Source organism: Rhizobium sp. YJ-22 (assembly GCF_029601685.1).
Classification (GTDB): Bacteria; Pseudomonadota; Alphaproteobacteria; order Rhizobiales; family Rhizobiaceae; genus Metarhizobium.
In genome coordinates, this window is sequence record NZ_JARRIR010000006.1 from 37,628 (window position 1) to 61,809 (window position 24,182).

General features: G+C 63.2%; 21 protein-coding genes. 11 read left to right on the top strand and 10 right to left on the bottom strand.

The features are described 5' to 3' along the window. Position 1: 1 nt before the first annotated feature. The 4 genes from P7F60_RS15130 to mepA all read right to left on the bottom strand — a co-directional run bounded on the left by P7F60_RS15130 (position 2) and on the right by mepA (position 4,515). Positions 2-1,858, bottom strand: a complete 1,857-nt coding sequence (locus P7F60_RS15130) for an ABC transporter ATP-binding protein (protein WP_277918574.1) — start codon at positions 1,856-1,858, stop codon at positions 2-4. A 70-nt stretch (positions 1,859-1,928) separates the two neighbouring features. Next, positions 1,929-2,972, bottom strand: a complete 1,044-nt coding sequence (locus tag P7F60_RS15135; protein ID WP_277918575.1) for a glucokinase — start codon at positions 2,970-2,972, stop codon at positions 1,929-1,931. A 1-nt stretch (position 2,973) separates the two neighbouring features. After that, a complete protein-coding gene (locus P7F60_RS15140; RefSeq protein ID WP_277918576.1) occupies positions 2,974-3,417 on the bottom strand; it encodes a methylglyoxal synthase in 444 nt (147 codons plus the stop codon). Between the two features lie 81 nt (positions 3,418-3,498). Continuing rightward, positions 3,499-4,515 carry a penicillin-insensitive murein endopeptidase gene (mepA, locus tag P7F60_RS15145; RefSeq protein ID WP_277918850.1) on the bottom strand — a complete coding sequence of 339 codons (1,017 nt, stop codon included), beginning with the start codon at positions 4,513-4,515 and terminating at the stop codon, positions 3,499-3,501. 241 nt (positions 4,516-4,756) lie between these two features. Between mepA and P7F60_RS15150 the strand changes: the two genes are divergently transcribed. The 7 genes from P7F60_RS15150 (at position 4,757) to P7F60_RS15180 (ending at position 13,524) form a co-directional block, all read left to right on the top strand. After that, positions 4,757-6,595, top strand: coding sequence for an extracellular solute-binding protein (locus tag P7F60_RS15150; RefSeq protein ID WP_277918577.1), 1,839 nt, complete (start codon positions 4,757-4,759; stop codon positions 6,593-6,595). A gap of 126 nt (positions 6,596-6,721) precedes the next feature. Then, positions 6,722-7,810, top strand: coding sequence for a microcin C ABC transporter permease YejB (locus P7F60_RS15155; protein ID WP_277918578.1), 1,089 nt, complete (start codon positions 6,722-6,724; stop codon positions 7,808-7,810). Beyond that, the gene (locus tag P7F60_RS15160) at positions 7,810-8,964 is read left to right on the top strand and encodes an ABC transporter permease (protein WP_277918579.1); all 1,155 of its coding nucleotides are present in this window, start codon (positions 7,810-7,812) and stop codon (positions 8,962-8,964) included. Before P7F60_RS15155 ends, P7F60_RS15160 begins: the two co-directional genes overlap by 1 nt. Continuing rightward, positions 8,961-10,589, top strand: coding sequence for an ABC transporter ATP-binding protein (locus tag P7F60_RS15165; RefSeq protein ID WP_277918580.1), 1,629 nt, complete (start codon positions 8,961-8,963; stop codon positions 10,587-10,589). The genes P7F60_RS15160 and P7F60_RS15165 overlap by 4 nt, the downstream gene beginning before the upstream one ends. A gap of 11 nt (positions 10,590-10,600) precedes the next feature. After that, on the top strand, positions 10,601-11,560 hold the full coding sequence (locus P7F60_RS15170) for a glyoxylate/hydroxypyruvate reductase A (protein ID WP_277918581.1): 960 nt from the start codon (positions 10,601-10,603) through the stop codon (positions 11,558-11,560). A 138-nt stretch (positions 11,561-11,698) separates the two neighbouring features. Next, positions 11,699-13,003 (top strand): nicotinate phosphoribosyltransferase, encoded by a 1,305-nt coding sequence (pncB, locus tag P7F60_RS15175; RefSeq protein ID WP_277918582.1) that lies wholly within the window; start codon positions 11,699-11,701, stop codon positions 13,001-13,003. 65 nt (positions 13,004-13,068) lie between these two features. Further along, complete coding sequence (locus P7F60_RS15180) at positions 13,069-13,524, top strand: Rrf2 family transcriptional regulator (protein ID WP_277918583.1); 456 nt, start codon at positions 13,069-13,071, stop codon at positions 13,522-13,524. Here the strand turns inward: P7F60_RS15180 and P7F60_RS15185 are convergent, their stop codons facing one another. Together P7F60_RS15185 and P7F60_RS15190 are read right to left on the bottom strand one after the other, a co-directional pair. Continuing rightward, positions 13,525-13,875, bottom strand: coding sequence for an ArsC family reductase (locus P7F60_RS15185; protein ID WP_277918584.1), 351 nt, complete (start codon positions 13,873-13,875; stop codon positions 13,525-13,527). It abuts the gene before it with no gap. 21 nt (positions 13,876-13,896) lie between these two features. Continuing rightward, the gene (locus tag P7F60_RS15190) at positions 13,897-14,022 is read right to left on the bottom strand and encodes a hypothetical protein (protein ID WP_277918585.1); all 126 of its coding nucleotides are present in this window, start codon (positions 14,020-14,022) and stop codon (positions 13,897-13,899) included. 185 nt (positions 14,023-14,207) lie between these two features. Here P7F60_RS15190 and htpG point away from each other — a divergent pair, with 185 nt between their 5' ends. Further along, entirely contained in the window at positions 14,208-16,094 is a 1,887-nt protein-coding gene (htpG, locus tag P7F60_RS15195) for a molecular chaperone HtpG (RefSeq protein ID WP_277918586.1), read from the top strand. A 92-nt stretch (positions 16,095-16,186) separates the two neighbouring features. Here htpG and P7F60_RS15200 read toward each other — a convergent pair whose 3' ends face one another. After that, on the bottom strand, positions 16,187-16,417 hold the full coding sequence (locus P7F60_RS15200; RefSeq protein ID WP_277918587.1) for a hypothetical protein: 231 nt from the start codon (positions 16,415-16,417) through the stop codon (positions 16,187-16,189). Between the two features lie 357 nt (positions 16,418-16,774). Between P7F60_RS15200 and mprF the strand changes: the two genes are divergently transcribed. After that, positions 16,775-19,360 carry a bifunctional lysylphosphatidylglycerol flippase/synthetase MprF gene (gene mprF / locus P7F60_RS15205; protein ID WP_277918851.1) on the top strand — a complete coding sequence of 862 codons (2,586 nt, stop codon included), beginning with the start codon at positions 16,775-16,777 and terminating at the stop codon, positions 19,358-19,360. Positions 19,361-19,437: 77 nt separating this feature from the next. Here mprF and hutH read toward each other — a convergent pair whose 3' ends face one another. The 3 genes from hutH to P7F60_RS15220 all read right to left on the bottom strand — a co-directional run bounded on the left by hutH (position 19,438) and on the right by P7F60_RS15220 (position 22,555). Next, the gene (gene hutH / locus P7F60_RS15210) at positions 19,438-20,976 is read right to left on the bottom strand and encodes a histidine ammonia-lyase (protein WP_277918588.1); all 1,539 of its coding nucleotides are present in this window, start codon (positions 20,974-20,976) and stop codon (positions 19,438-19,440) included. 195 nt (positions 20,977-21,171) lie between these two features. After that, positions 21,172-22,101 carry a bestrophin family ion channel gene (locus P7F60_RS15215; RefSeq protein WP_277918589.1) on the bottom strand — a complete coding sequence of 310 codons (930 nt, stop codon included), beginning with the start codon at positions 22,099-22,101 and terminating at the stop codon, positions 21,172-21,174. A 16-nt stretch (positions 22,102-22,117) separates the two neighbouring features. Then, entirely contained in the window at positions 22,118-22,555 is a 438-nt protein-coding gene (locus P7F60_RS15220; RefSeq protein ID WP_277918590.1) for an Lrp/AsnC family transcriptional regulator, read from the bottom strand. 115 nt (positions 22,556-22,670) lie between these two features. Here P7F60_RS15220 and rocF point away from each other — a divergent pair, with 115 nt between their 5' ends. Together rocF and P7F60_RS15230 are read left to right on the top strand one after the other, a co-directional pair. Next, complete coding sequence (gene rocF, locus P7F60_RS15225; RefSeq protein ID WP_277918591.1) at positions 22,671-23,591, top strand: arginase; 921 nt, start codon at positions 22,671-22,673, stop codon at positions 23,589-23,591. Next, a partial coding sequence (locus P7F60_RS15230; protein ID WP_277918592.1) for an ornithine cyclodeaminase occupies positions 23,591-24,182 on the top strand: 592 nt, incomplete at its 3' end. The genes rocF and P7F60_RS15230, both read left to right, overlap by 1 nt.

Below are 24,182 nucleotides of genomic sequence, written 5' to 3' on the forward strand. Positions count from 1 at the left end.
ATCATTCTGCCTGTCTTTGTTCGAAACCGGTATCGGTGGGCGGCGCCTGGAGATTGTTCAGGCGAGCGTAAAGGCCGCCTCCCCGCTTCGCAAGGCTTTCATGCGTGCCTTCTTCGGCGACGCGGCCATCCTGCATGACGATGATCTTGTCGGCCTTGACCACCGTCGACAGGCGGTGGGCGATGACGACGACGGTGCGCCCGCCCATTGCCTCGTCCAGCGCCCGCTGCACCGCCGCCTCGGATTCGTTGTCGAGCGCCGAAGTCGCCTCGTCGAGCAACAGGATCGGCGCGTGTCGCACCAGCGCGCGGGCAATCGACAGGCGCTGGCGCTGGCCGCCGGAGAGCGTCACGCCGTTTTCGCCGACCGGCGTGTCATAGCCCTGCGGCTGCGCGAGAATGAAGTCATGGGCATAGGCGAGGCGCGCGGCTTCCTCGATCTCCGCATCCGTCGCCTCCGGGCGGCCATAGCGGATGTTGTCGCGGATCGTGCCTTCGAACAGGTAGGGTTGCTGCGAGACATAGGCGATGTGCTTGCGCAGCGATGCCTTGGTCACATGGGCAATGTCCTGACCGTCGATGAAAATCTGCCCGGCCTGCGGATCGTAGAAACGCGGAATGAGGGCGATGACGGTGGATTTGCCGGCGCCCGAGGGGCCGACCAGCGCGGTGGTCCTGCCGCCATCGGCGGTGAAGGACAGATTGCGCAGGATCGGCTCGCCGTTCGAGTAGCTGAAATCGATGTCGCGGAATTCGAGTTTCGCCTCGGTGACGACCAGCTCCTTGGCATCGGCGCGCTCGGCCTGGCGGGTCTGCGTGTCGAGCAGCGCGTAGATCATGCGCGCATTGACAACGGCGCGCTCCAGCTGCACCTGCAGCCGCGCCAGACGCCTGGCCGGATCGTAGGCCATCAGCAGGGCTGCGACGAAGGCGAAGAAAGCGCCCGGCAACACGTCGCCGTAAATGGAGCGGAACGCCGCGTAGGCGAGAACGCAGGAAATCGCCAATCCGGCGAAGGTTTCGGTCAGCGGCGCGGTACGCTCCGTCAGGCGGGCTATGCGATTGGCGCGGTTTTCGGCGGCGTCGATGATGCCGTTGACCTTGTCGGCAAGCTGGCGCTCCATGGTGAACGCCTTGACGATGGTGATGCCTTGCAGCGTTTCCTGCATCGCGCCCTGCACATGGCTGTTCAGCTCGACCGCTTCCTTGGTCGCCGTGCGCAGCCGGCGCGAGACGTAGCGCAGCGCATACAGCAGCGGCGGTGCGATGACGAAGACGATCAACGTCAGGATCGCGTCCTTGGAGATCATCACGCCGATGAGCGCCACCAGCGTCAGCAGGTCGCGTGCCGTCGAGGTCACCGTCAGGTTCAGCACGTCACGGATGCCGTTGACGTTCTGGCTGATCTGGGCGGCCAGATGCGCCGAGCGCGACTCGGCATAGAAGCCGACCGAGAGCTTCATCAGATGCTCGTAGAGACGGCTCTGGTAGCGGGCGACGATGTTGTTGCCGATCTTCGACAACGTCACCGCTTCCCCATAGGTGGCGAAGCCGCGCAGAACGAAAGCGACGAAGATCGAAATGCAGATCATCACCACCAGATCGGCGCGCCGGTTGGCGAAGGCTTCGTTCACCACCGATTCCATGATCCAGGCGGTAAACGCGGTCGTCGCCGCCACGGTCATCAGGCAGGCGATGGCGAAGGCGTACCCCCACAAGTGGTCACGACCGTTTTCCGCGATGATCCGCTTCAGGACGCTCGTAACGGTGTCGGAGTCGATCTTTTGTGATCTGGTCTGGTCTTCCAAAAAGCCGGGCTTTCCTGTCGTATGCGGATCCGGGCAGCGCCCGCAGTTCATTCAAAACTGCGCGGCTCTATAGCGGTTTGGAGCGGATTTGGCCATAGGTTTGACGTGAAAGGCATGGGCATTAGCCGCGCCAGTGGCGCCCCTCGGTCTCCAGTCCGAAGCGCGCCGGGGTCTGGGCATAGGCGGCCAGCCCCGCCAGCGCCGCCAGCGGATGCGTGACCACATAGGTCGGGATCGCGCGCATCAGCGCCGAATGCGGCGCCTTGTCCTCGAAGGCGGTCCGGAACTCGGGCTTCTTCAGCGCCGGCACGATTTTCTGCGAGATGCCGCCGGCGAGATAGACGCCGCCCTTGGCCATGAACACCAGCGCCAGATCGCCGGCAACACGGCCGAGATAGGTGGTGAACAGGGACAGCGTTTCCGCCGCGATCGCATTCGTGCCGGCAAGTCCCGCGCTGGTCACTTCCGCCGGCTGGGTGAAAAGTTCGGACTGACCCTCGGCGCCGCAGACGGCGCGGTAGATATTCATAACCCCGCGGCCGGAAAGCAGTTCCTCGGCCGAAATCCGGCCGATGGCGGCGCCGGGATCGTTGACCGGCGTCAGAAAGGGCCAGATGGCATAGTCGCGCGGCGTGCGCGGGCCGACATCGATATGGCCGCCCTCGCCCGGCACCGGAAGCCATTTGTGCTGTGCATGCACGAGGCCGGCGACGCCGAGGCCGGTGCCCGGCCCCAGCACGACGCGCGAGGCGAGTGTCTCCCCGGTGGCGGAGCCGATCGGCTCGCGATGCTCGTCGGCCAGCGAGCCGACCGCCAGCCCTTGCGCTTCGAAATCGTTGATGACCAGCACGTCCGACATGTTGAGATCGGCGATCATCTGGCGGGGGCGCACCACCCAGGGGCAATTGGTCAACGGGATGTCGTCGCCATTGATCGGCCCGGCGATCGCAAGAATGGTCGAGCGCGGCTGGATCGAGGTCTTGTCGAGCACGGTTCGCTGGATCGCGTCTTCGATGGTCGGGAAATCGGCGGTCTGGACGATGGGAAACGGGCGCGGATCGCCATAGGCGTCCTTGAGAATCGCAAAGCGGGCATTGGTGCCGCCGATATCGCCAATGAGGATCGGAAACGGCAGGTGCAGGTCGGTATCGAATGGCGATTGCATGTCATTGCCCCCCATCGGCATTGCTTTCGTTTGCCTTCCCGGAAAAACCGGCCTCGGCTTTTTCCTGGCGAACGCTGAAATCCGCAAGCCGTTCCGCCGTCGCCCGGTTGAGCGCCATCGGGATGTCGTAGACGGTGGCGAGGCGCATCAGCGCCTTGACGTCGACATCATGCGGCATGGCGGTCAGGGGATCGATGAAGAAAATCAGCATTTCGATCTCGCCGGTGGCGATCAGGGCGCCGATCTGCTGATCGCCGCCGAGCGGGCCGCTCTTCAGCCTGGTCACGTCGAGTTCGGGGCAAGCCTCCAGCACACGCCCCCCTGTGGTCCCGGTGGCGAAGATGCGATATTGCGACAGGGCCTGGTGGTGCAGGCGGGCAAAATCCGCCATGTCGTCCTTCTTCTGGTCGTGCGCGATCAATGCAATGCATCTTTCCGCAGCCATACGCCCTCCCCGCCTCGTCTTTCAATCGATTTGGTTTCTATAACATGTTGACTGCCTTTGGAAAGACAGCCCACCCTATGATTAGCGGGAAACGGGCTTCACCAACGGGATCGGCACATTGCCGGTCTCGCCGTAGGCAGGTTCGACATCCGAAGGCAGAGGCTCGCTGGCCGAATCGACATCCGAGGCCGCGGGTTCCGGCGCAACGCTCTTGCCCATGGTCGCCGCCGCCGCCGAAGGAACGGACGGCGCTTCGAGGATCAACGCGCAGGCCTTGGGCAGATCCGAGAGCATGGTGTAGCGCGGCTTGACCGGCTTGGTGTCCGGTTTTTTGTCCGGCTTGGCCCAGGGCTCCTTGGTGAACCACCAGGCAAGCGACTTGTCGCAGCCGTCGCCGGCCGGCACCGGCGCCTGCGCCTTGCAATTCGTCGCACCTGCCGGGCAATGCATGCGGATATGGAAATGGTAGTCGTGACCGTAATAGGGACGCACCTTGCCGAGTGCGGTGCGGTCTCCGGTCCAGGTGTCGCACAGCTTCTTCTTGATCGCCGGGTTGACGAAAATGCGCTCGACTTCCGGATAGCTCGCCGCGCGCATGATCAGTCGCGCATGCGCCGGCGTCCAGATATTCGGATCGACCGTCAGGAAGGCGTTCGGCTTCAGCATCGAGCGGGCGGAGATGTTTTCGCGCTCGTCACTGCTCAGGCGGCGTGGCGGCATCGGGTTCAGCCAGATATCGGCATCGAGGCCGATCTGGTGCGAGGCGTGGCCGGTCCTCATCGGCCCGCCGCGCGGCTGGGCGATATCGCCGAGCAGCAGCCCCGGCCAGCCGTCATATTTGGCAGCGTCGCGCGACAGGCGCTCGATGAGCGCGATCAACTGCGGCTGGCCCCAGCGGCGGTTGCGCGACAGGCGCATCGCCTGCCATGTCGGACCATCGGTGGGAATGGCGACTGCGCCGCCCTGGCAGCCCTTGGCGTAAAAACCGTAGGGCGTCGGCTTGCCGCGCGTCGGCAGCGTTACCGCGCCGAACAGTTCCTTGGCCGGCGTGGCGTCTTCGGCATGAACGAAATCGGCCGGGGCCGAAGCGAGAAGCAGGGCCGCCAGGCCCACGGATGCGAAATTGCGAAAGAAATCTGCGAAAGCCAAAGTCCTGTCCCGTCTGCCCGCCGCCACATTGATTTGCGCCGAAGATAGCCTGCAATCGGAATTTGGTGAATCCGTGTCCGCGCGCCTGCAAGCCGATTGCATTGATATTGTATCGAACTTGCCACAGAGGTTCTGTCTTTTGCCGTTTTTGCCGTTACATTGTGCGCAACGCAACAATGAAAGGGCAGTCATGTCGGCACGGTGGAAGATGGGTCTGGCGGCAGTTTTCGTCTGTGGCATGGTTTTGCAGCCGGTCGCCCCCCGCGCCGAGGAGGCGCTGGTCTGGCGCCATGCGCTGTCGAGCATCGGCGAGCCGAAACTGCCGCAGGGCTTTGCCCATTACGACTATGTCAACACGCAGGCCCCGAAGGGGGGCACACTGAACCTTTCGGAAGCCGGCACGTTCGACAGCTTCAATTCCGTGCTGGCCAAGGGCGAGCAACCGTCCAGCCTGTCGCTGGTCTACGACACGCTGCTGACCTCCTCCGAGGACGAGGTGCTGACGTCTTATGGCCTGCTGGCCGAGGCGATCGCCTATCCGGACGACCTTTCCTACGCCTCGTTCCGTCTGCGGGCGGAAGCGAAATGGGCGGACGGCAAGACGGTGACGCCGGAAGACGTGATCTTCTCCTTCGAGAAGGCGAAAGAACTCGATCCGCGCATGTCCGTCTATTACGCGCATGTCGTCTCCGCCGAAAAAACCGGCGAGCGCGAGGTGACCTTCCGCTTCGACGAGAAGAACAATCGCGAGTTGCCGAACATCCTCGGCCAGTTCCTGATCGTTCCCAAGCATTGGTGGGAAGGCAAGGACGACAAGGGCAACCAGCGCGACATCGCCAAGACGACGCTGGAGCCGGCCATGGGCTCCGGCCCATACCGCATAGCCGCCTTCTCGCCGGGCTCAACGATCCGTTACGAATTGCGCGACGACTATTGGGCCAAAGACCTCAACGTCAACGTCGGCCGGAACAACTTCAAGGTGATCAACTATAATTTCTATGCCGATTTCGACGTCGAACTGGAGGCCTTCCGTGCCGGCAATGTCGATTTCCGCCGTGAAAACAGCGCCAGCCGCTGGGCGACGGGATATGATTTCCCGGCGGTGAAGGACGGCCGCGTCAAGCGCGAGGAGGTTGAAAATCCGCTGCGCGCCACCGGCATCATGCAGGCGCTGGTGCCCAACCTGCGCCGTGACCAGTTCAAGGATCCGCGCGTGCGGCTGGCGCTCAACTATGCCTTCGATTTCGAAGATTTGAACCGCACCCTCGCCTTCAACGCCTTCAAGCGCATCGACAGCTATTTCTGGGGCACGGAGCTGGCCTCCTCCGGCCTGCCGCAGGGCCGCGAGCTGGAAATCCTCGATGGCCTGAAGGACAAGGTGCCGCCGGAGGTCTTCACCACGCCCTATACCAATCCGGTCGGCGGCGATCCGCAGAAGAGCCGCGACAACCTGCGCAAGGCCATCGGCCTGCTGAAGGAGGCCGGCTGGGCGCTGAAGGGCAACCGCATGGTCAACGAAAAGACCGGGCAGCCGCTTTCCATCGAGATCCTTCTCGGCAGCCAGTCCTTCGAGCGCACCGTGCTGCCCTTCGCCAACAATCTCAAAAAGATCGGCATCGAAGCACGGCTTCGCACCGTCGACGCCTCGCAATATACCAATCGCGTCCGCAGTTTCGATTACGACATGATCTACCAGGTCTGGGCCGAGACGCTGAACCCCGGCAATGAGCAGGCCGAATTCTGGGGATCGGCCGCCGCCGACCGGCCGGGTTCGCGCAATTATGCCGGCATCGCCGATCCCGCGGTCGACGCGCTGATCAAGATGATCATCTTCGCACCCAACCGCGACGAGCAGGTGGCGGCGATCAAGGCGATGGACCGGGTGCTGCTCGCCAATCACTACGTCGTGCCGCTGTTCTACTCCGGCAACCAGCGCATCGCCTACTGGAACCGCATCGCCCACGGGCGCTTCCCGGAATACGGGCTCGACTTCCCCGCCGCCTGGTGGTCTGCGGAGACCGCGAAGTAAGCCGGAAACGGTGAACACCTTGCGTTCGCCGGGCGACCGGTTACCAAATGAACCGAAACGAATCGCGGCCCCGCCGGGTCCGCGCGGAAGGAATGACGAGTTGACATCTTCGGGAAGCCCGCTCTGATGGGTGCCTATATCCTGCGACGCCTGCTGTTGATGATCCCGACCATCGTCGGCATCATGGCGATCTCCTTCGCGGTCATCCAGTTCGCGCCCGGCGGGCCGGTCGAGCGGGTCATCGCCGATCTCACCGGCCAGGGCGATAGTGCTGCGGACCGTCTTTCGGGGGGCGGCGATCTCGTTGGCCAGCAGGGCGGCGACGCGACAGGCAATTATCGCGGCGCGCAGGGGCTCGATCCCGACCTGATCGCGAAGCTGGAAAAGCAGTTCGGCTTCGACAAGCCGCCGCTCACCCGTTTCGGCGAGATGATGTGGAACTATATTCGCTTCGATTTCGGCGAAAGTTTCTTCCGCAACACGCCGGTCATCGACCTGATTGCCGAGAAGCTGCCGGTGTCGATTTCGCTCGGCGTCTGGATCCTCTTGTTTTCCTACATCATTTCTATTCCGCTCGGCATCAAGAAGGCGGTGGAGGACGGCTCGCCCTTCGACGTCTGGACCTCCGGCGTCATCATCATCGGTTATGCCGTGCCGAGCTTCCTGTTCGGCATCCTGCTGATCGTCGTGTTCGCCGGCGGCTCGTTCTTCGACTGGTTCCCGTTGCGCGGCCTGGTCTCGGACAATTTCGCCGATCTCAACTGGTGGCAGAAGATCCTCGATTATTTCTGGCACCTGACCCTGCCACTGATCTCGCTGTCGCTGGCGGCCTTCGCCACCACGACGCTGCTGACGAAAAATTCCTTCATCGACGAGATCAAGAAGCAATATGTGACGACCGCGCGCGCCAAGGGCCTGACCGAACGCGAGGTGCTTTACGGCCACGTGTTCCGCAACGCCATGCTGATCGTCATCGCCGGCTTTCCCGGCGCCTTCATCTCGGCCTTCTTCACCGGCTCTCTGCTGATCGAAAACATCTTCTCGCTCGATGGTCTCGGACGCCTCGGCTATCTCTCGGTGGTCAACCGCGATTATCCGATCGTGTTTGCGACGCTCTATATCTTCTCGTTGCTCGGCCTTGTCGTCGGGCTTGTCTCCGACCTGATCTATACATGGATCGACCCACGCATCGATTTCGACCGGAGGGACGTCTGATGACCGCCGCCTCCACCGCCACCGTCGCGCGTGAAGCGCCCGTCGCGCCGCCTCGAAGGGGACTTTTGTCGCCCACCAATCTGCGCCGCTGGGAGAATTTCAAGGCCAACCGGCGCGGCTACTGGTCGTTCTGGCTGTTCATGATCCTGTTCGTGCTCAGCCTGTTCGCCGAATTCATCGCCAACGACCGGCCGCTGATCGCCTCCTATAAGGGCGAGATCCTGTTTCCCGTCGTCATCAATTATCCGGAGGAGAAGTTCGGCGGCTTTCTCGCGGAAACCGATTACCGCTCGGATTTCATCCAGGACGAGATCAAGGCCAACGGCTGGATGGTCTGGCCGCCGATCCGCTATTCCTATGATACGGCCAATTCCAACATTCCGCATTCGGCCCCGACGAAGCCGTTCTGGCTGATGGACAGCCAAGAGCGCTGCTCCGGCTATCCGCAGGGCGTGAACGATCCGCAATGCGTGACCGGCAACCTCAACTGGCTCGGCACCGACGACCAGGCCCGCGATGTGACGGCGCGGATGATCTACGGATTTCGAATCTCCGTGCTTTTCGGCCTCGCCTTGACCATTGCGTCCGCCATCGTCGGGGTGACCGCCGGCGCCATCCAGGGTTATTTCGGCGGCTGGACCGATCTTCTGATGCAGCGCTTCATCGAGATCTGGTCGTCAATGCCGGTGCTTTATATCCTGCTGATCATCGCCGCCGTGTTGCCGCCCGGCTTCTTCGTGCTGCTCGGCGTCATGTTGCTGTTTTCATGGACGAGTTTCGTCGGCGTGGTGCGGGCCGAATTCCTGCGCGCGCGCAATTTCGAATATGTGCGCGCCGCCCGGGCGCTCGGCGTCGGCAACTGGACGATCATGTATCGGCACCTGCTGCCGAATGCCATGGTCGCGACGCTGACCTTCCTGCCCTTCATCCTCTCCGGCTCGATCACCACGCTGACCTCGCTGGATTTCCTGGGCTTCGGCATGCCGCCGGGCTCGGCCTCGCTCGGCGAGATGATCGCGCAGGGCAAGAAGAACCTGCAGGCCCCCTGGCTCGGCCTCGCCGCCTTCTTCACCATGTCGATCATGCTGTCGCTGCTGATCTTCGTCGGCGAAGCCGTGCGTGACGCCTTCGATCCGCGAAAGACGTTCCGATGAGTGCCCCCCTGCTCAGCATCCGCAATCTCTCGGTCGCCTTCCATCAGGGCGGCAAGACGAGCCTTGCCGTCGAAAACGTCTCCTTCGACATCGCCCGCGGCGAAGTCGTGGCGCTGGTCGGCGAGTCGGGTTCCGGCAAATCGGTCTCGGCCAATTCCATCCTCGATCTGCTGCCGCATCCGGCGGCGAGTTACCCTTCCGGTGAAATCCTGTTCAAGGGCAAGGATCTGCTCAAAAGTGACGATGCGACGCTGCGCAAGGTGCGCGGCAACGACATCACCATGATCTTTCAGGAGCCGATGACCTCGCTCAATCCGCTCCATTCGATCGAAAAGCAGATCGGCGAGATCCTGAAGTTGCACCAGCAGATCGAGGGGCCGCCCGCCCGCACCCGCATTCTCGAACTCCTGCAACAGGTCGGCATCCGCGAACCGGAAAAGCGGCTGAAGGCCTACCCACACGAGCTTTCCGGCGGCCAGCGCCAGCGCGTGATGATCGCCATGGCGCTCGCCAATCGCCCGGAACTGCTGATCGCCGACGAACCGACCACGGCGCTCGATGTCACCGTGCAGGCCCAGATCCTCGAATTGTTGCGCGGCCTCAAATCCGAGCATGGAATGGCGATGCTGTTCATCACCCATGATCTCGGCATCGTACGCAAATTCGCCGACCGCGTCTGCGTCATGACCCGGGGGCGCATCGTCGAAACCGGGCCGGTCGAGGAGGTCTTTACCAATCCGCAGCACGAATACACCCGCCACCTCTTGAGCGCCGAGCCGACCGGTGAGCCACCGCCCGCCGACGACAGCAAGCCCATCGTGATGGAAGGCAAGGACGTGCGCGTCTGGTTCCCGATCAAGGCCGGTTTCCTGCGCAAGGTGGTCGATCACGTCAAGGCGGTGGACGGCATAGACCTGCAATTGCGCGCGGGACAGACGCTCGGCGTCGTCGGCGAATCCGGCTCCGGCAAGACGACGCTGGGGCTGGCGCTGACGCGGCTGATTTCATCAAAGGGCCGCATCGCCTTTGTCGGCCAGGATATCGAGCGATATTCCTTCGGCGAGATGCGGCCGCTGCGCCGACAGATGCAGATCGTCTTCCAGGATCCCTTCGGTTCGCTCTCGCCGCGTATGTCGGTCGCCGATATCATTGCCGAGGGCCTGCTCGTGCATGAACCCTCGCTGTCCTTCGAGGAGCGCGACCGCCGCGTCTGCTGGGCGTTGGAGGAGGTCAATCTCGATCCCACGACCCGCTGGCGTTATCCGCACGAATTCTCCGGCGGCCAGCGCCAGCGCATCGCCATTGCCCGCGCCATGGTGCTGAAACCGCGCTTCGTCATGCTCGACGAGCCGACCTCGGCGCTGGACATGAGCGTGCAGGCACAGGTCGTCGATCTGCTGCGCGACCTGCAGGCCAAGCACGACCTTGCCTATCTGTTCATCAGCCACGACCTGCGCGTCGTCAAAGCACTGTCGAACCATGTCATCGTCATGCGTTTCGGCAAGGTGGTGGAACAGGGGCCGGCGGAAGGCATCTTCGCCAAGCCCCGTGAAGATTACACCCGCGCCCTGATGGCCGCGGCCTTCAATCTCGAAGCCGTCCCCGTCGGCGGCGTCAAACAGTGAATGCGGTTCCCATGCCTGACAAAAGCCCCGTCATCATCGACCTGAAATTCGACGCCGAAACCGTCCGCAGATCGCTTTCCGGCACCTTTGTTGATCGCGAGGTGATCAACCTCGCCGATCCCGAAACCAAGGGCCGCGACCTCACCGGTATTGCCTATGCCGTCGTCTGGAAGCCGGACGCGGACCTGTTTTCGCGCGCGCCCGATCTCAAGGTGGTCTTCTCCGGCGGCGCCGGCGTCGACAGCATTCTCTCCATTCCCGCTCTGCCGGATATCCCGATCGTCCGCTTCGTCGACCACACGCTGACGACGCGCATGAGCGAATGGGTGGTGCTGCAATGCCTGACGCATCTGCGCCAATGCTTCGCCTATGCCGAACAGCAGGCGGCACGTCATTGGGAAGAGCTTTCCCAGCCGCAGGCAAGCGATGTCACCGTCGGCGTCATGGGCCTCGGCGTGCTCGGGCTGGACGCCGTGCGCAAGCTGCAGGTCATGGGTTTCGATGTCATCGGTTGGTCGCGTACCCCGAAAAGCATCGAGGGACTTGAGACCTACGATGCGGCCGGCCTCGATGCTTTTCTCGGCCGCACCGATATTCTCGTCGGCCTGCTGCCGCTCACCCCGGAAACCGAGGGTTTCTACGATGCGGGCCTGTTTTCGAAGCTGCGCCAGGGCGGCGCGCTCGGCAAGCCGGTCTTCATCAATGCGGGACGCGGCCGCAGCCAGGTCGAGGCGGATATCGTTTCGGCGCTGCAAGCCGGCGTGCTCGGCGGCGCGTCGCTCGACGTGTTCGAGCGCGAGCCGCTTGACGCCGAAAGTCCGCTCTGGTCGATGAAGAACGTCATCGTCACGCCGCATGCGGCGGCCTCTTCCGACGAGCGCGCGCTCTTCCGCAACGTCGAAGCGCAGATCGCCGGCTTCGAGCGCGGTGAAAGCCTGCCCGATCTTGTCGATCGCCAGCGCGGCTATTGATCGCGGCATGCGCGAAAGCCATGTCGCATTCAATCGATTTGTCTGGACAGCGCCGCCGTTTTCCCGATAACTCCATGAGATCATTCGTCGCGAGCCCAGGCCTGCGGCGTGACTGGAACAGGAACTGGGGCGGAGCCCATGACGAAGACTGATATCGCCCGGCGTGTCTTCAACCACACATGGAAGCTCGATCCGATCATCCGCAGCCTGATCGACACCGACTTCTACAAGCTGTTGATGCTGCAGATGATCTGGAAGCTCTATCCGGATGTCTCCGCCACCTTCTCGCTGATCAACCGCACAAAAACCGTGCGTCTTGCCGACGAGATCGATGAAGGCGAGTTGCGCGCCCAACTCGACCATGCCCGCACGCTGCGCCTCTCCAAGAAGGAGATGATCTGGCTGGCGGGTAACACCTTTTATGGTAAGGCGCAGATTTTCGAGCCGGAATTCCTGGCCTGGCTGTCGAATTTTCAGCTTCCAGAATACGAGCTTTCCAAGGCGAACGGCCAGTATACGCTGCATTTCCACGGCAAATGGGTCGAGACGACCATGTGGGAAATTCCCGCGCTGGCGATCATCAACGAGTTGCGCTCGCGCGCGGCGATGCGCGATCTCGGCTATTTCACCCTCGATGTGCTTTATGCCCGCGCGAAGGCGAAGATGTGGTCGAAGGTCGAGCGGCTGCGGTTGCTGCCGGGCCTGCGCATCTCCGATTTCGGCACCCGCCGCCGCCACAGTTTTCTCTGGCAGCGCTGGTGCGTGGAAGCGCTGAAGGAAGGCATCGGCCCGCGCTTCACCGGCACCAGCAACGTGCTGCTCGCCATGGATTCCGATCTCGAAGCGGTCGGCACCAATGCGCATGAACTGCCGATGGTCGCCGCAGCACTCGCCGAAACCGACGCGGAACTGGCCGAAGCGCCCTATAAGGTGCTGCGCGACTGGAACAAGCTTTACGGCGGCAACCTGCTGATCGTACTGCCGGATGCCTTCGGCACCGCCGCCTTCCTGCGCGACGCCCCGGAATGGGTGGCCGACTGGACCGGCTTCCGCCCGGACAGCGCGCCCCCGATCGAAGGCGGCGAAAAGATCATCGCCTGGTGGGAAAAGATGGGCCGCGATCCGAAGAAGAAGATGCTGATCTTCTCCGACGGCCTCGATGTCGACGCCATTGTCGATACATACCGCCATTTCGAGGGCCGGGTACGAATGAGTTTCGGCTGGGGCACCAACCTCACCAACGATTTCGCCGGCTGCGCGCCAAAAACCATCGACGGGCTGAAGCCGATCTCAATCGTCTGCAAGGTGGTGGACGCCAACGGCCGGCCGGCGGTGAAACTCTCCGACAACCCGCAAAAAGCCACGGGCGAGCCGCAGGAGGTCGAACGCTATCTGAAATTCTTCGGACAGGAAGATCGCGTCGACCAAAAGGTTCTGGTATAGGGCCGTCGACTTTCTCGAATATTCCGGGCCTGACGCCGTGCGTCACGCCCCGCGAAAGAGCAGGCATGCTGACGAAAAAGGGAAAATATGGGCTGAAGGCCCTGAATGACCTCGCGCATCTGCCGCCAGGCGGCTCGGCCCTGAGCAGCGAGATCGCCGCGCGCAACAATATCCCGAAGAAATTCCTCGATACCATCCTGCTGGAACTGCGCAATGCCGGCATCGTCCGCTCCAAGAAGGGGCCGGGCGGCGGTTATGGGCTGTCCAAGCCGGCGAGCGAAATCCGTATCGGCCATGCGATCCGCGTCCTCGACGGACCGCTCGCGCCGATCCGTTGCGCCAGCCGCACGGCTTTCGAGGCGTGCGACGATTGCAACGATCCCGAGGCCTGCGAAGTGCGCCGCTCGATGACGCTGGTGCGCGACGCCATGGCCGAGATACTCGACGGCATGACGCTCGACGTATTTTCACGCGACCCTGATGCGGCGGGCGAAGCGGGTGACCGCACCGCGCGGCAATGATCAGAGGCCGAAAAAGGCCGCGTAAAGCTCCGGCTTGAAGCCGACCTGCAGGCCGGGACCGCTTTCCAGCACCGGGCGCTTGATCATCGAGGGCTGCGCCAGCATGAGCGCAATCGCCTTGTCCTCGGAAAGATCGGCCTTGTCGGCCTCCGGCAGCGCCCGAAAGGTCGTGCCGGCGCGGTTCAGCACCTTGTCCCAGCCGGCCTCGGCGCACCAGCGTTTCAGATGCGCTTCGTCGATGCCCTGCGTCTTGTAATCGTGGAATTCGTAAGGAATGCCGTTCCCATCGAGCCAGGTGCGCGCCTTCTTCATCGTGTCGCAGTTCTTGATGCCGTAAATGGTGACGCTCACGCGAAAACTCCAAATGAGGGATTACCGGCCGGTGGCCTTGGTCAATTCGACGCGAAAACGGTCGCTGGCGGCAAGCTTGCCGAGATGCGCCGGCGAAGGATCGGGATGGCCGTTGGCCGTCGCCGGAAAGAAGGTCGCGCCTGTCATCCTGCCACCTCGAGCTGGTCCGCCGAGATCGCAAATCTCAAACGGAGGATGGAACCGAATCGTGAATATCCTCCATTTGTCACGCCCTTGCATGTTGTTTCAAGTCAGTGCCAGCCTTGAATTCCAGCGTGAGGCTTGCCAAGTGAGGCCAGAAATCGCCTGCAATGAAAGGAGCTTGCCACCCGATGAGCGAAACTGCGGAAAAAACCGTCGAAAACCACGTCTTCGAGGCCGATGTCGCCCGTCTGCTGCATCTGATGGTGCATTCGGTCTATTCCGACAAGGACGTCTTCCTGCGCGAACTGATCTCGAATGCCGCCGATGCCTGCGAAAAGCTGCGCTACGAGGCGATCACCCATCCCGAAATGCTCGGCCACGACGCTCAGCCGCATATTTCCTTGACGCTGGACGAGGAAGCCCGCCGCATCGTCGTCGAGGATAACGGCATCGGCATGAGCCGCGGCGAGATGATCGAATCGCTCGGCACCATCGCCCGCTCCGGCACCCGCGCCTTCATGGAGATGGTCGAGGCCGCCAAGGGCAAGGACGGCGCCCAGCTCATCGGCCAGTTCGGCGTCGGCTTCTATTCGGCCTTCATGGTCGCCGACAAGGTGGATGTGGTCTCCCGCCGCGCCGGTTCGGCCGAGGCCTGGATCTGGTCGTCGGACGGCAAGGGCAGCTACAACATCGCCGAGGCTTCCGCAGCCGACGCTCCGAAACGCGGCACGCGCATCACCCTGCACTTGCTGGAAGACGCTCAAAAGTATACCTCGCGCTGGAACGTCGAGCACATCGTCAAGCAGCAGTCAGGCCATGTGCCGGTGCCGATCGATCTCCATGAAAAGCCTGGCGCCGAAGCGGTCCGCCTGACGGATGGCACCGCGCTGTGGACGCGCTCGAAATCGGAGATTTCCAAGGAGGAATACACCGATTTCTATCGCAGCGTTGCCGGCCAATACGATGAGCCGGCGCTGACGGTACATTTCCGCGCCGAGGGCCGGCATGAGTATACCGCGCTCGCCTTCATTCCCTCGACGCCGCCCTTCGACCTGTTCGATACCGATCGCAAGGGCCGGATGAAGCTTTACGTCAAGCGCGTGTTCATCACCGACGATGCCGAACTTCTGCCGCGCTACCTGCGTTTCGTGCGCGGCCTCGTCGATACCGCCGACCTGCCGCTCAACGTCTCGCGCGAGATGATCCAGGAAAGCCCGCTGCTCGCTGCCATCCGCAAGGGCGTCACAAACCGGGTGCTGACCAGCATCGAGAAGCTGGCGGAGAACGAGCCGGAAAGCTTTGCCAAGCTCTGGGAAACCTTCGGGAGCGTCATCAAGGAAGGCATTTACGAGGATTTCGAGCGCCGGCAGCAGCTTATCGCGCTCTCCCGCTTCCGCACCACGGCAAACGAGGAGCCGGTGCGCTCGCTGGCCGACTACGTCAAGGACATGAAGGACGGGCAGAAGGCGATCTATTATCTCGCCGGCAGCTCGCTCGCCCAGCTCAAGGCCTCGCCGCAGCTCGAAGGGTTTCGCGCCCGCGGCATCGAAGTGCTGCTGCTGACCGATCCGGTCGACAGCTTCTGGGTGACGACGGCGCCGGATTTCGAGGGCAAGCCCTTCCGCTCGATCACCCAGGGCAATGCCGACCTCGCCGACATCCAGCCGCTCGATGCCAAGGAGGACAAGCCCAAGGCAACTGCGGATGTCGACGGCTTCATCGCCTTTGCGAAGTCGACGCTCGGCGACGCCGTCGCAGACGTGCGCGCCTCCGACCGGCTGACCGAAAGCCCGGTCTGCCTTGTCGCCACCGAGCAGGGGCCGGACCGGCAGCTCGAAAAGATCCTGCAGGGCGCGGGGCGCATGGAGCAGGCGGCAAAACCGATACTGGAGGTCAATCCTGACCATGCGCTGATCGCGGCGATTGCCGCAGCACCGGCTGGCGATGAGTTCCGTGCGGATGCCGTGCAATTGCTGCTCGACCAGGCCCGGGTTCTCGATGGCGACAAGCCGGCCGATCCGCGCGCCTTCTCGGAACGTCTCGCCCGTGTTTTCGAAAGGGCCCTCAAGTCCTGAAGCATTTCCGGGAAAAGCGGAACGCTTGAATACATAACGCAACGGCCGGGTATCGACCCGGCCGTTCTGCCTCTTTCCATGGGGGTGACTTTCTACAGCACGAATTCGGACGACAGCGACTTGTGGCGGTTGAGCTGGTCGATCAGCGCGGGAACGGTATGGTGTCCCTCGCGGAACATGTTGACCAGCGCCGTGGCCGCGAGTTCCGCGACGACGCTGTTCAATTCGACGCCCTTTTCCTCGCACCATATTTCCAGGGCCTCCCGCAGGATGGCGAGGTCGCGCGGGCCGAAAGACGTATGCAGAAACTGATTGGTACGCATGATTTCCACGATCGATGATATCGAAGCGTCGAGGCGCACCGGCCGCTTGGCGACAGGCGCGACTTAACTTTTCTCCCACTATGCATGCCGTTGTTCCGAAACCGGTTTCCAGCCTCGGAGACGCTTGCGCAGATGCAGATAGGAAGAGGAAGCAAAGCTTCAAGATGGGACAACGCGATTGTGAAAAGCCGTTATCGACCGCTTCTTTTGCGCCGCGCGCGATTTTTGTTTGACCCATGCATATTCTGACGCGATATCGCCCTAAAGTGAGTTCAGGCCGCCGCCATCGGCCCCGCAGCAAGGGGTCAACGAGTCGAAAGCAGACAGATGTCAACCATTGACGACAACGAACCGGACATGATCGTGTCCATACCGCGAACGGCCGAGCCGCGTTTTCCCTTCCTGCGCCGTTACCGGACGCTTTTCGTGGCGGCAGGCATCGTCATCGTCTTCGCGCTGGTCGGCACCGCCATCTATCACCTGACCTCCGAGGTGAAATACGATGACGTCATCGCCGCGCTGCAGGCAACGCCCTGGTCGGATATCGCGCTGGCGCTGGTGTTTACGGCGCTGAGCTTCCTCTGCCTGATCTGCTACGACCTCAATGCCTTCCGGTATCTCGGGCGCAAGGTGCCCTTCGCCCATGTGGCGCTGACGGCATTCAGCGCCTATGCGGTCGGCAATACAGCCGGCTTCGGGGCGCTGAGCGGCGGCGCGATCCGCTACCGCGCCTATTCGCGGCTGGACGTGCCACCGGACGATATCACCCGCATCGTCGCCTTCGTGACTCTGGCTTTCGGCCTCGGGCTTTCCGCCGTCTCGTCGCTCGCCGGCCTGCTGGTCGCCGAGGATGTCGCGCCGCTGCTCGGCATGGCGCCGTGGCTTTTGCGGGCGCTGTCGCTGATCATCCTCGTAGCACTCGCCGGACTGGTGTTTTACAGCCGCGACGGGCGCGAGCTGCGGATCGGCGGCGCGACGCTGACGCTGCCGGATGCCGGCACCTGCCTGCGCCAGTTCGTCATCACGCTTGCCGATATCGCCGCTTCGGCCACCGTTCTCTACGTACTGCTGCCGGATACGCATCTGAGCTGGCCGGCTTTCCTCGCCATCTATGCCATCGCTGTCGGCTTCGGCGTGCTCAGCCACGTGCCGGCGGGCCTCGGCGTCTTCGAAACCGTGATCATCGCCTCGCTTGGCAGTTCCGCCGATGTCGAGGCGGTGCTCGGCTCGCTGGTGCTCTACCGCGTCATCTATCATGTCCTGCCGCTGATCATCGCCATCGCCATCGTCCTGACCACGGAAGTGCGGCAGTTGACGCATCATCCGGCCGCCTCCAGCATTCGTCGCCTCGGCGGGCGCGTGTCGCCGCTGCTTCTGGCGACGCTATCGGTGATCTGCGGCGTGATGCTGATCTTTTCGAGCGTGACGCCGACGCCGGACGACAATCTCGCCTTCCTCGCCCGCTATCTGCCGCTACCGATCGTCGAAAGCGCGCATTTCCTGTCCAGCCTGCTCGGCCTGACGCTGGTGATTGCGGCCCGCGGCATCGGACAGCGGCTGGATGGCGCCTGGTGGGTGGTGGTCGGCGCCTCGCTGGTCGCGCTCGCCTTCTCGTTGCTGAAGGCTATCGCCCTGTTCGAGGCGGCGCTGCTGCTGTTCCTCGCCGTCAGCCTGTTCCTGACTCGGCGACTGTTCCGTCGCCCGGCTTCGCTGTTCCAGCAGGCTCTGACGCCACCCTGGCTGATGGCGATGGGCATCGTCATCATCGGTGCCGTCTGCGTGCTGCTCTTTGTCTATCGCGATGTCGAATACAGCCACGATCTCTGGTGGCAGTTCGAATTCACTGAAGAAGTGCCGCGCAGCCTGCGCGCCGTTCTCGGCATCGTCATCATGTCGTCGGCAGTAGCGATCTTCGGCCTGCTGCGCCCGGCGCGGCAATGGGTGCACCCGGCAACGCCGGACGAATTGCGGCGTGCGGCCGAAATCGTCGAGAAGCAGGATGTCGCCGACGCCAATCTGGTGCGCATGGGCGACAAGTCGTTGCTCTTCTCGGAAAAGGGCGATGCCTTCATCATGTTCGGCGTGCAGGGCCGCTCGTGGATCTGCCTGTTCGATCCGGTCGGCAATCCGAAATCCTACACTGATCTTGTCTGGCGTTTCGTGGAATCGGCCCGCGCTGCCGGCTGCCGCGCCGTCTTCTACCAGGTCTCGCCGGCGCTCTTGTCGCATTGCGCCGATGCCGGCTTGCGCGCCTTCAAGCTCGGCGAACTCGCCATTGTGCATCTGAAGAATTTCGAGATGAAGGGCGGCAAATGGGCGAACCTGCGCCAGACCGCCAGCAAGGCGGTGCGCGACGGGCTGGACTTCGAGATCATCGAGACGGCTGACGTGCCGCAGATTTATGACGAGTTGAAGGCGGTTTCCGATGCCTGGCTCGGCCATCACAATACCCGCGAAAAGGGTTTTTCGCTCGGCGCCTTCGATCGCGATTACGTGCTGTCGCAGCCGGTGGCAGTGCTGCGGGTTGAGGGCCGGATCGTCGCCTTCGCCAACCTGCTGGTCACGGATACGCTGCAGGAAGGCTCCATCGACCTGATGCGCTTCTCGCCGGATGCGCCGAAGGGATCGATGGACTTCCTGTTCGTGCGCATCATCGAGCATCTGCGCGACAAGGGCTTCCAGACATTCAACCTCGGCATGGCGCCGCTGTCGGGCATGTCGAAACGTTCCGTCTCGCCGGTCTGGGACCGGGTCGGCGGCGCGCTGTTCGAGCATGGCGAACGCTTCTACAATTTCAAGGGTTTACGTGCCTTTAAGGCGAAGTTTCACCCGGAATGGGAGCCGCGGTACCTCGCGGTCTCGGGCGGCCTCAATCCGGTGCTGGCGCTGATGGACAGCGCCCTCCTGATCGGCGGGGGCGTGCGCGGCGTCGTAGGGAAGTAAGCAATTCCGGCAAAAGTGCGAAACGGTTTTGCGTTCGGGATTGCGTCACGCCAAAGAAGACGCCGCGCGACCGGATTTTACTTCGCTTCCAGAACCGGCAGGATCGATGGATCGACGGAAGCGGCAAGGGCTCCGGTGGCGACGAGGTCGGCGGCGGCCTTGAGGTCGTTTGCCATGAAGCGGTCGTCGTCGAGGCTGGCCACGCGGGCGCGGATGGCGGCAAGCGCCTTCTGCAGTTCGGGGCTGGTCTTGAGCGGGCCGCGCAGTTCGACGCCCTGGGCGGCCGCCAGGGCTTCGATGCCGAGGATGGCGAACAGGTTATCGGTCATGGCGAGCAGGCGTCGGGCGCCGTGGCAGGCCATGGAAACATGGTCTTCCTGGTTGGCGGAGGTCGGCGTGGAATCGACCGAGGCCGGATGCGACATCTGCTTGTTTTCCGACATCAGCGCCGCCGAGGTGACTTCGGCGATCATCAGGCCGGAGTTCAGGCCCGGCTTCTTCGACAGGAAGGCCGGCAGGCCATGCGACAAAGCGGGATCGACCAGCAGGGCGATGCGGCGCTGGGCGATGGCGCCGATTTCACAGATGGCGAGCGCCGTCTGGTCGGCGGCGAAAGCGACCGGCTCGGCATGGAAGTTGCCGCCGGAAACGACGTCGTCATCGGACAGCACCAGCGGGTTGTCGGTGACGGCATTGGCTTCGATTTCCAGCGTGCGCGCGACCGCGGCGAGGAGATCGAGGCAGGCGCCGTCGACCTGCGGCTGGCAGCGGATGCAATAGGGATCCTGCACGCGCTCGTCGCCCTGGATATGGCTGTTGCGGATTTCAGAACCGTCGAGCAGGCGGCGCAGCGCCGCGCCGGCGTCGATCTGGCCCTTGTGGCCGCGTAGCGTATGAATATCGGGGTGGAAGGGCGCCGAGGAGCCCATGGCGGCATCGGTCGACAGCGCGCCGGTGACCAGCGCCGACTGCGCGGCGCGATGGGCGCGGAACAGGCCGGCCAGCGCCAGCGCGGTCGAGGCCTGCGTGCCATTGATCAGCGCCAGGCCTTCCTTTGCGGCCAGGCGGATCGGCGTCAGGCCCGCGCGCGACAACGCTTCGGCGCCGGCAAGGCGTTCGCCTGCATAGAAGGCTTCGCCTTCACCCATCATCACGGCGGTCATGTGCGCCAGCGGCGCCAGGTCGCCGGACGCGCCGACCGACCCCTTTTCCGGGATGAGCGGGGTGACGCCGGTTTCCAGCATGCCCTCGATCAGCCGCACCAGTTCCAAACGCACGCCCGAGGCGCCGCGGCCCAGTGAAATCAGCTTCAGCGCCATGATGAGGCGAACAATCTCGACCGGCAGCGCCGCGCCGACGCCACAGCAATGCGACAGGATGAGATTGCGCTGCAGCGTCGCGACATCGGCGGCGTCGATACGGATCGAGGCGAGCTTGCCGAAGCCGGTATTGATGCCATAGACCGGCGCGTTGCCGGCGGCGATGGCCGCAATCCGCGCCGCGGCCTTTTCGATGGCGGCATCGCAGCCACGGTCGAGACGCACGGTTTCGCCGTCCCAATAGACGCGGGCGAGATCGGCAAGCGGAACCTTGCCCGGATGCAGAATGATGGTCATGGCAGCTATCCTCTTCAAGCGTTGTCGGAAGCCGGACGCGCTCTCCACAGCACGCTCTCTCCCGGTGTCGTCAGTGGTTCTCGTGCGCGCCATCGACTTCGGTTCCGCGCCTCCGTTTTAATAAGTATATACATAATAATTCGAAGACAAGCGAAATTTACGGTTCCCCAGCCTTTCGCAGCGGGAAGGCCGGCGCTACATCAGGATGTGCTCGACAGGTTCGATCGGCGGCGGGAGGTCCGTCTCGCCCATGGCCTCGAGAAGGCCGATCTCGATCACCCGCGCCATGGCGATTAACGGCAGGGCATGGTCGGTGTTGTCGAAGGGATTTTCCAGCTCGACCCCCAGCGCATCCAGCCCGAAGAAGGCGTAAGCCACCAGCGCCGAGCAGAAGGGCGTCATCCAGCCGAGCGTATCGACGAAACCGAGCGGAAACAGGAAGCAGAACAGATAGGCCGTGCGATGCAGCAGCAGCGTATAGGCATAGGGCAGCGGCGTTGAGCGGATGCGTTCGCAGGCCGCCTGCACGCCGCCGAGCTGGTCGAGCGAGCGCTCCAGCGTCTGGTAGATTATATCGCCGATCTTTCCTTCGCCCCGCAGCCGCGCCAGCCGCGCGGCCTGCGCCCGCAAGGCCGCATCCGGCCGGTTGGCGACCGGACCTTCCGCAACGAGACGCGCCGGATCGAAATCCGGCCGGCAGGGCTTGGAAGGGTTTTGCGGCCGCAGATGCGCGGCCAGGAGATGGGTGAACATGCCGATCTCGCCGAGCAGGGCGCGGCGCTCCCCCCGGCCCCCTGCGTCGCCCGGCCCTTGTTCCAGCACCAGGCTTTGCCGCCCGAGCGCCCGGCTGACGGCGATCAACTCTCCCCATTGCTTGCGCGCCTCCCACCAGCGATCGTAGCAGGCATTGTTGCGGAAACCGAGGAAGATCGACAAGGCGATGCCGATCAACGCGAACGGCAGGCCGGTGACCGAGGGCACATAGGCCGGCTCCCAGCGATGCAGGATGACGACGATAAAACCGACCAGAGCCGTCACGGCCAGCTGTGGCAGGATTTTCGGCACGACCGAGCCGCGCAGCACATAGACGAGCTGCAGGAGCGTCGGCGACTGGCGAACGATCATCGGAGTCCTCTTGGTTTCATAGCCGCGCCCGTGTGCTGCGCGGCGTCGCCAGCAGCAGGTTGGTTTCGCTCGACGTGATGCCCGGCACCAGCCGGATGCGCCGCAGCACCTGATCGAGATCGGTCAGCGTCTGGGCGCCGAGTTCGATGATCAGATCCCAGCGTCCGTTGGTGGTGTGGATGGCGGACACTTCCGGGAAACCGCCGAGCGTCTGGATCACCCGGTCGGTGACGCGCCCCTCGATTTCGATCATCATGATACCACGCACCGGCAATTCCACGGCGTCGGCGCGCAGGATGACGGTATAGCCGAGAATGCCGCCCTCGCGTTCCAGCTTTTCCATGCGGGCGCGGATCGTCGCCCGCGACACCTTCAGGTCGACGGCGAGATCGGAAATGCTGCGCCGGCCATTGTGGCGCAGCAGGGTCACGAGTTTTTCGTCCAGCTCGTCCATGATGGCAAATCGATCAATCGTTTTGCCATTTTGATAAGCCTTTTCGCCTGAATTGGCAAATTGATCCGTTCATTTCGCCGGACCTTCATGCTCAGATGACCCAAAGGAGACACACATGCACTGCAAATTGATCGGCACTCCGGTTCAGGACGGTTCGTCTCGGCTCGGTTGCGAAATGGGTCCGAGTTCACTGCGCGTCGCCGGCCTCGTCGCCACGCTGCGAGACCTCGGCCATGAAGTGGAGGATCTCGGCAACGTCGTCCGCCCCGAAATCTCGACAATGTCCCACCCGAACCCCGCCATCAGGCAATTGCCGGAAGTCGTCGCCTGGACGCAGGCCATTGCCGAGACGGCTTATGCCAGCAGCGCCAACGGCTTTCCGATCTTCCTCGGCGGCGATCATATCATTTCCGCAGGCTCCGTCTCCGGCCTTGCGAAGCGCGCCGCAGAAAAGGGCCGTCCGCTCTTCGTGCTCTGGCTCGATGCCCATACCGACCTGCATTCGCTCGACACCACAGACAGCGGCAATCTGCACGGCACGCCGGTCGCCTATTTCACCGGCCGTCCCGGCTTCGACAAGCATTTCCCGCCGCTCGCCGCCGCCGTCGATCCGGCCAATGTCTGCATGATCGGCATCCGCAGCGTCGATGCCGCCGAGCGCGGCTTCCTTGCCGAACTCGACATCACCGTGCATGACATGCGTTATATCGACGAGCATGGCGTCGTCGCCCCGCTCAAGGCCTTCCTGGAACGTGTGAAGGCCGTGGACGGGATGCTGCATGTCAGCCTCGACGTCGACTTCCTCGATCCGGCCATCGCGCCCGCCGTCGGCACCACGGTTCCGGGCGGCGCCACCTTCCGCGAGGCTCACCTGATCATGGAAATGCTGCATGACAGCGGCCTCGTCACCAGCCTCGACCTGGTGGAACTCAACCCCTTCCTCGACGAGCGCGGCCGCACCGCCAGCCTGCTTGTCGACCTGACCGCCAGCTTGATGGGCCGCAAGGTTCTCGACCGCCCCACGAGGAGTTTCTGATGCTCGCATCGACCAATACACTGAATATCGTTCCCTTCATCAGCGTCGAAAACATGATGAACCTGGTGCTCGACATCGGCGTCGAGACCTTCCTCAAGGAACTTGCCGCCTATATCGAGGAAGATTTCGCCCGCTGGGAGCATTTCGACAAGACGCCGCGCGTTGCCGCCCATTCGCCCGATGGCGTCATCGAATTGATGCCGACCAGCGATGGCGCGCTCTACGGCTTCAAATACGTCAACGGCCATCCGAAGAACACCAGGAGCGGCCGCCAGACGGTCACCGCCTTCGGCGTTCTCTCCGATGTCGATACCGGCTATCCGCTGCTGCTGTCGGAAATGACCATCCTGACGGCGCTGCGCACCGCCGCGACCTCCGCTGTCGCCGCCAAGCATCTCGTCCCCTCGCGCCATAAGACGATGACGATCATCGGCAACGGCGCGCAGAGCGAATTCCAGGCGCTGGCCTTCAAGGCGATCCTCGGCGTCGACCGCCTGCGCCTCTACGATATCGATCCGGCAGCGACCGCGCGTTGCGCCAGGAATCTGGAGGGACGCGGTTTCGAGATCGTCGCCTGCCGTTCGGGCCATG